The following is a 6,983-nucleotide window of genomic DNA, read 5'->3' as shown; positions in this document are numbered from 1 at the left end:
GGGCACACCGCCGACACCCAAGCTGCCTCCCGCAGAGGTTTGGATCAACCCGCCGGCCGCAGGCTTAACCGAGATCCAAGAGCCTCCCGAGCAACACTAAATTCGACACCCCGGTGTCTCATTTTCATTGACACATTCCGGGCCCTGATCTGAGCAGGCTCGACCAGATCGCATTGCGGTTTACGTCGAACACGACGAGCTCGTGTCCCTTCGCGGGCAGCCGCTGGAAGAGCCGGGTGCCGAGGTCGGCCGCGACCACCGTCGAGTCGATCAGTGACTGGAAGGCCGTCACCGTCGGCAGGCGAGCGAGTGTCCCGCGCGCCTGCGCCCGCGCCAGGCCCGTCTCCAGCGCGCGGGTGAGCCGATCGATCTGCGCCCCGGCATTGACCGGGAAGGAGTTGTATTTGTAGGGGTCATACTCGGGCAGGACATCGAGCCAGGCGGCCTTCGCGAGGCCCGGCAGCGGGGAGAGCAGGGCGGTGACGTTGGCCATCGCCGCCAGTCGCGACAGGCCGATGGCGGGCGAGAACAGCAAGAGCCGCGACGGCATCGCCAGCCCTGGATCGTCCATGGCCCGCAAGGTGTGCAGCAGCGCGAGTGCCCCGCCCATCGAATAGCCGGCGATATAGAGCGGCTTGCCGGGCGCATGCCCGGCGGCATCGCGCAGGGCGATCGCGGTGGCCGCCATCCAGTCCTCCCAGTCGACCCCGCGCAAGGCGCCGGGGATGGTGCCGTGCCCGGGCAGCCGCAGCCACACCACATAGAAACCGCGCGCGTGTAGCTGGCGGCCGACCGCGTCCAGCGAATAGGGTGCGTCCGAGAGACCATGCAACATCACCGCCGCACCGCGCGGTGCGTCCGTCGCAAGCACATGCGTGCGGTTGCCCTGGGTGTCGAGCGCGATGCGGGCCACCAGCGAGCCGGCGCGATAGCGGTCGATCTCACTCGCGTCGGGGGCCGGGGGTGCGGTATAGAGGGTCTGCCGCAGCTCGGTAAAGAGTCGCTCCTCCTGGGCCATGTAGGCGGTCAGGGTTGGCGCCGCCCCGGGGCCGGCCTTGAACTCGTTGGTGAGCCGCACGGTGTGCCAGGGCGCGAGCGCCGGGAGCCGCCACCAGGCCTGGGCCGTGAAGCCGACGATGACGGCGGCGCCGATGGCCGCGAGGAGCAGTAGGGTCTGGATCGCGAGCTTGGTGGTGCGGCGCAGCAGCATGCGGTTAAAGCTCCGCCGCCGCGATCGCCCGCGGTATCAGCCGCCCGTTGGTTGTCGGCACCATCCGTACCACCTGGCGGCTGTGCTCCGGGCCGTAACTCACATGGATGGGCTGGTTGGGGCCATAGAAATAGAGTCGGTCGAAGGGGGTGTTCTCCGCCAGCCAGCGGGCGACCTCGGCCATGTCCTCGTCCTCCACAATGAAGTCCACCGCGGCCCCCAGGCGCGGGCAGATGGGATTGCCCAGGCGGTTGCGTTCGTGGGCGGCGTGCTGGTCGAGCTTGGGGTCGGTGCGCCCGGCGATCTCGCGGGCCAGCTCGGGCGAACAGAAGCCGTAGCTCAGGCGGATCATGCCGAACCAGTCGATGACCGGGTCCAGCACCCGCTCGGCCAGCGCTTGCAGCGCATTCCAGCTCTCCGCTTGGCGGGGGAGGTTGGGCAGGCCGGTGCGCGCCTGGGTCTCGCCGCACGCGATGAGCTTGCGGAAGGTGAGAAAGCGCCCGCAGGCGTCGTCCAGGTCCGGGCAGGTGTCGGGCCGGCGCAGGCGCAGGCCGTCGACCACCCAGCGGTGACGGGCCAGGGTCGAGGCGAAGACCGCCGGGGGCGGGCCAAAGCCGGAGAAATCGAACAGCCCCAAGGCGTCCAGGGCCTCCTCGAAGGCGACCTGTTCCGGGTAGTTGGGGAATTCCTCGTTGATGAAGCGCGACTTGTGGAACAGCCAGGGCGGCGCGAAGGTGTCGCCATACAGATACCAATCGCAGTCCTGATCGCGCAGCCGGACCTTGACCCGTTCGAGCAGGCGCGGCAGGGCGAGCCCCATGAAGTCGTCATAGCGCATCAGGCTCAACTTGCCCGAGCCGATGTGGATCTTCACCAGGTCCGCCTCCCAGGTGTCGCCATAGAGCGCGGCGGCGGCCCCGACATAGACCCGCAGCAAGGGCGGCAACCGCTCCACCAGGCTGGTATGCAACTGGAGCGAGCGGCCCGGGTCCAGCCAGCCCAGCCCTTGTTCGGATGCCTCGCGGCAGGCCTCGGCGATGCCCTGGGTGTCGCGGATGGAGAAGAGCAGGGCGCGCGCCTGGGCCTGGGCGGTGGTGTAGTCGCCGAACAGTGCCTTGATGGCGCGTTGCAGTTCGGGTTCCAATTGGGTGTAGGGGCGCCGCCGCTCGAACAGGTTGAGCCCCAGATAGACCAGGAGGTCGGCGCGGCGTGCCGCCTCGGCCCGCGCCAGCGGCTGCGGGTCCTGGTGGTCGGCGAGGTAGCGCAGGGCCTTGGGCAGCGCGCCGAAGCCCTCGACGAGCGCGGTGAGGTCCGCCGCAGCGACCTCGTCGGCCTCCGGGCGGCGGGCCAGCGTGAGCCATTGGTCCCACAGGCGCTCGAGCGGCTCGCGGTAGGCGGCGTAGCGATCCGGGGTGTCGGCGGCTGGGCGGCGGCTCGGCGGGCGGGGGAGGGCGGTCTGACGCCGGCTGCGGCAACGCCCGGCCAGAAAGCGCTGTTCCGCCTCCTTGTCCCTGAACACATACAGCACGCCGGGGGCGACCGCGATCGGCTCCTCCTCCAGGGCCTCGGCCAGGTAGGCGCGGAACTCGGTCTGGGTGAAATAGCGCTGGAAGGTCTGGCGCTGGGTCAGCACCCCGTCATTGAAGTCGGTGCCCCGCGCGCTGGTCTGGCTGGTGAGCATCACCGAGACCACCAACAGTGTCTGGGTGAGCGACCAGGCGCGGGTCAGTGCCTCCAGGCGCTCCTCCGGGTCCTCGATCACATTGATCACGAAGCCCAGATTGACGATGGACGCCGGCTGGATGGGGTTGTCGGGGGCGTAAAAGGGGTCCCAGCCGGCGGCCGCAATGCCGAGCTCGGTCAAGCCCCGCACGTCGTCACCGCGCCCGCAGCCATAGTCGAACAGGACCGGCCCGCCGTCGCTCGGGGTCTCCAGCAGCCCGTGTCGAGCCAGGGCCTGCACCGGCGCGGAAAAGCCATGGCGCACCAGGGCGGTGAGCTGGCGGGCGGCCTGCCAATGGGCGGCGGGGCCGGGGGCCGGGGCGGCGGGGTCGGCCGCCGCGGCGGTGGACTCGTCGTTCCCCAGCGGCAGCAGTGCGTGTCCCACGACCCGATAGCCGCGCTCCCGCACCAGGTCCAACCACTGGCGCCGGTAGCCGATGCGGGTCGGCTCATCGAAGAGCCCGATCGACTCGCACGCCTGCGTCAGCCCGGCGAAGGTGGCCCGCCGCGGGTCGTCCGCCGCCAGCATCAGCTCCTTGCGGTGCAGGATGGGCGGATTCTGCGAGTCCGTGTAGGCGCGGTAACCGACCGCCCCGGTGGTCAAATCCACCCGCCAACTCGCCTGCAAGGCGGGGAAGGGGTCGTCGAAAAAGCCCGGGTAGTGCAGTAGCGCGATCTGCCGCGCCGCCGTATCGAGGCGCACGACATTGAACGCCTCCCCCCGCCGCACCCCGACCCGCTCCTCCGCCGCGGTCACGATGGTCGCCAGTGCGGCATCCGCCGCGTCCAGGCCACTGATATGCAGGTAGGTCCGTTGGGCCACCGTCTTGCCGGTCATCGATCTGTGCTCGCGAATTCAATGAAGGTCAGCGATCCCGAGGCGGGCGGCACGCCGCCGCCCCGCGGCCCCAACCAGGTTCAGTGCCGATACCTTACTACAACTTCGCCGATTGTCAGCCCACCGCGACCGCATGGACGGTGTCGGCGTGCGCGTCTGCACACTGGATCATGGTGTCGCGCCCATGGAACAATGTCATCAACCCGAGAGCGCCGTGGCCGGCGTGCCCGGCCTGGCATCGCAGCAAAACCCGGAGGTGTGCCATCTGCGGTCGTTTCGTTCAGCACTCAGCCCCGGACCTCTACGCCAGCCAGTTTGAGGTGGATGTACCCTGCGCGGCGAGCCCCCGCTACAACCTGGCGCCGACCCAGCCGGTGCTCGCCGTGCGCCAGACCACGGCCGGCACGCGCGAGCTGTTGCCGCTGCGCTGGGGCCTGGTCCCCGCCTGGTCGGATGGGCCGGACCGCCGCTACAGCATGTTCAACGCCCGCGCCGAGACGCTCCACGCCAAGCCAGCCTACCGCAACGCCTTCAAACACCGGCGTTGCCTGATCCCGGCCGAGGGCTTCTACGAGTGGCAGACCCTGGGCCGCGAAAAAATCCCCTATCTGATCCGGCGCCAGGACGGCCAACCCTTCGGCATGGCCGGTCTGTGGGAGGCCTGGCAGGGCGAGGACGGCGCGCCGCTGCTCTCCTGCACCATCATCGTCACCGACGCCAACCGTCTGATCGCCCCACTGCACGACCGGATGCCGGTCATCCTGGCGCCCGCCGACTACGACGCCTGGCTCGACCCCGGCACGACGGACACCGAGTGCCTGCGCGCGCTACTGCGGCCCGCCGATCCGGGGCCTTGGACCATCGAGGAGGTCTCGCGCAAGGTCAACAGCCCGCGCAACGAGGGGCCGGAGTTGCTGGAGCCGGTGGCGGGGCGGGGGCTCAACGACTCGGACAGGGTTGGCGGAACTGGCTATCCTTAGACCCTGGAACGCCCCCCTGCCCCAACACGGCACCGGGCCTATAGCGCCCCATAACCGCATCATCAGACCGCGGGAGCCATCATGGCCGAGCGACCGGTTTACCCAGCGACCTGGGGGGGTAACCCCTCACCGGAAGTCAATGAGGCGCGCTTTCAAAAATTGTTCGACGAAGCGCATGCGATGGCGATTCAGGGATACTTGCCAGACGGCACCGTCGTCTATTGGAATCACGCCTCGGAGCAGATGTATGGTTATACCGCAGAGGAGGCCCTGGGGGGTAATCTGCTGGACCTGATCATCCCGCAGGACCTGCGCCAGGTCGTGGCGGCAGGGGTCCGCTGGATGTTCGAAAACGGCCGGGGCATTCCGCCCGGGCGCCTGCGGCTGCGCCACCGGGATGGGCACAGGGTGGCGGTGTATTCCAGCCACACCATCGTGACCGTCCCGGGCCAGCCCCCGGTGCTGTTCTGCATGGACGCGGATATGACTGAGCTGGAGCGCGCCGAGTCGGAGTTGCGCATCGCGGCCACCGCCTTCGAGTCCCAGCAGGGCATGATGATTACCGATGCGCAGGGCGTGATACTGCGGGTCAATCAGGCCTTCATTCGCCTCACCGGCTATTCGGCAGAAGAGTCCGTGGGGCAGACACCGCGCCTGATCCAGTCTGGTCGTCATTCTGCCGATTTCTATGGAGCGATGTGGCGGGGCCTGCTCGCAACCGGGCACTGGCAGGGCGAGCTCTGGAACCGGCGCAAGGATGGCGAGGTGTACGCGGTGTGGGTGACGATTTCGGCCGTCGCCGATGATACCGGGCGAGTGACCCACTATGTCGGTACCCAGACCGATATGACCCAGCATAAGGCGGCGGAGGCCAAGATCCTGCACCTCGCCTTCTATGATCCATTGACCCAACTCCCCAACCGGCGGCTGCTGCTCGATCGGCTGGAGCAGGCGGCGGGGTCGAGCCCTCGCAACCAGAGTGCCGGGGCCTTATTGTTCCTCGATCTGGACAATTTTAAGACACTCAACGACACCCTCGGTCACGATATCGGCGATCTGCTGTTGCAGCAGGTAGCGCAGCGGCTGACGGCCTGTATCCGCGAAAAAGATACTGCCGCGCGCCTGGGCGGGGACGAGTTTGTGGTGATGCTGGAAGACTTAAGCCCGCGGCTGGAGGAGGCCGCCAATCGGGCGGAAGTGGTGGGCAACAAGATCCTGGCCGCGCTCAATCAGGTCTACCGCCTCAATGAGCATGAATATGTCGGAAGCGTGAGCCTCGGTATCACGCTGTTCCCCAGCCAGGGCAGCAGTGTCGAGGCACTGATGAAGCAGGCCGATCTGGCGATGTATGGTGCCAAGGCGGCGGGGCGTAATAGCTTGCGCTTCTTCGATCCGCAGATGCAGGAGGCCGTCACCCTGCGGGCCGCGCTGATGAGCGGCCTGCGGGAGGGCTTGAGCAAGCGGGAGTTTCGGCTCTTCTACCAACCCCAGGTGGACAGTGGGGGGCGCCTCAATGGGGCCGAGGCGTTGGTGCGCTGGCAATGCCCGGTGCGCGGCCTGATGTTGCCGGACGAATTTATTCCGCTCGCCGAGGAGACCGGGCTCATTCTGCCCCTGGGGCAGTGGGTCCTGGAGACCGCCTGCCGACAATTGGTCGCCTGGGCGGCGCAGCCGCATAGCGCGCACCTGTCGCTGGCGGTCAATGTCAGTGTCCATCAATTCAACCGGGCCGATTTCGTCGATCAGGTGCTGGAGACCTTAAGGCGCACCGGGGCCAATCCGCGGCGGCTCAAGCTGGAGCTCACCGAGAGTCTGCTGGCGAAGAGCGTCGACGAGGTCGGCGCCAAGATGGCGGCCCTGAAGGCGCATGGACTGGGTTTGGTCCTGGACGATTTCGGCACCGGGTATTCGTCCCTCGCCTACCTGAAGCGCCTGCCGCTGGACCAGTTGAAGATCGACCAGTCGTTCGTGCATGACCTGTTGGTGGACCCCAACAGTGTGGCCATTGCCCAGACCATCATCGCACTCGGTCGGACCATGGGTCTTGGCGTCATCGCCGAAGGTGTGGAAACCGCCGGCCAGCGTGAATTGCTCGCTCGCCTTGGCTGCCACGCCTACCAGGGCTACCTGTTTGGCCGGCCAGTGTCCCCGGAGGCGTTTGAGCAATTGCTCGTCTGCCAATAGCTCAAGGTTTCGTCATTCCGGCCTGGAGCCGGAATCTCGGCCATAGATG

4 protein-coding genes are annotated in these 6,983 nt (G+C 67.7%); 2 read left to right on the top strand and 2 right to left on the bottom strand.

The window, feature by feature from the left end:
- Positions 1–124 precede the first annotated feature (124 nt).
- Both QZX93_RS04235 and QZX93_RS04230 read right to left on the bottom strand, forming a co-directional pair.
- Complete coding sequence (locus QZX93_RS04235) at positions 125–1,210, bottom strand: alpha/beta fold hydrolase (RefSeq protein ID WP_295385030.1); 1,086 nt, start codon at positions 1,208–1,210, stop codon at positions 125–127.
- 4 nt (positions 1,211–1,214) lie between these two features.
- A complete protein-coding gene (locus tag QZX93_RS04230) occupies positions 1,215–3,770 on the bottom strand; it encodes a DNA phosphorothioation-associated putative methyltransferase (RefSeq protein WP_295385028.1) in 2,556 nt (851 codons plus the stop codon).
- Positions 3,771–4,033: 263 nt separating this feature from the next.
- Here QZX93_RS04230 and QZX93_RS04225 point away from each other — a divergent pair, with 263 nt between their 5' ends.
- Entirely contained in the window at positions 4,034–4,750 is a 717-nt protein-coding gene (locus tag QZX93_RS04225; protein ID WP_295385034.1) for an SOS response-associated peptidase, read from the top strand.
- Positions 4,751–4,831: 81 nt separating this feature from the next.
- Complete coding sequence (locus QZX93_RS04220; RefSeq protein WP_295385026.1) at positions 4,832–6,934, top strand: bifunctional diguanylate cyclase/phosphodiesterase; 2,103 nt, start codon at positions 4,832–4,834, stop codon at positions 6,932–6,934.
- Positions 6,935–6,983 lie beyond the last annotated feature (49 nt).

Origin of the sequence: uncultured Thiodictyon sp. (assembly GCF_903946935.1) — a bacterium.
GTDB lineage: Bacteria > Pseudomonadota > Gammaproteobacteria > Chromatiales > Chromatiaceae > Thiodictyon.
Note: the sequence above shows the minus strand (reverse complement) of the source record. Positions and strands in the feature narration are given on the sequence as shown.

Excerpts from the sequence above, each read along its gene's own strand:
- QZX93_RS04235 (WP_295385030.1), bottom strand. The coding sequence starts at position 1,210 with ATGCTGCTGCGCCGCACCACCAAGCTCGCGATCCAGACCCTACTGCTC.
- QZX93_RS04230 (WP_295385028.1), bottom strand. The coding sequence starts at position 3,770 with ATGACCGGCAAGACGGTGGCCCAACGGACCTACCTGCATATCAGTGGC.
- QZX93_RS04220 (WP_295385026.1), top strand. The coding sequence starts at position 4,832 with ATGGCCGAGCGACCGGTTTACCCAGCGACCTGGGGGGGTAACCCCTCA.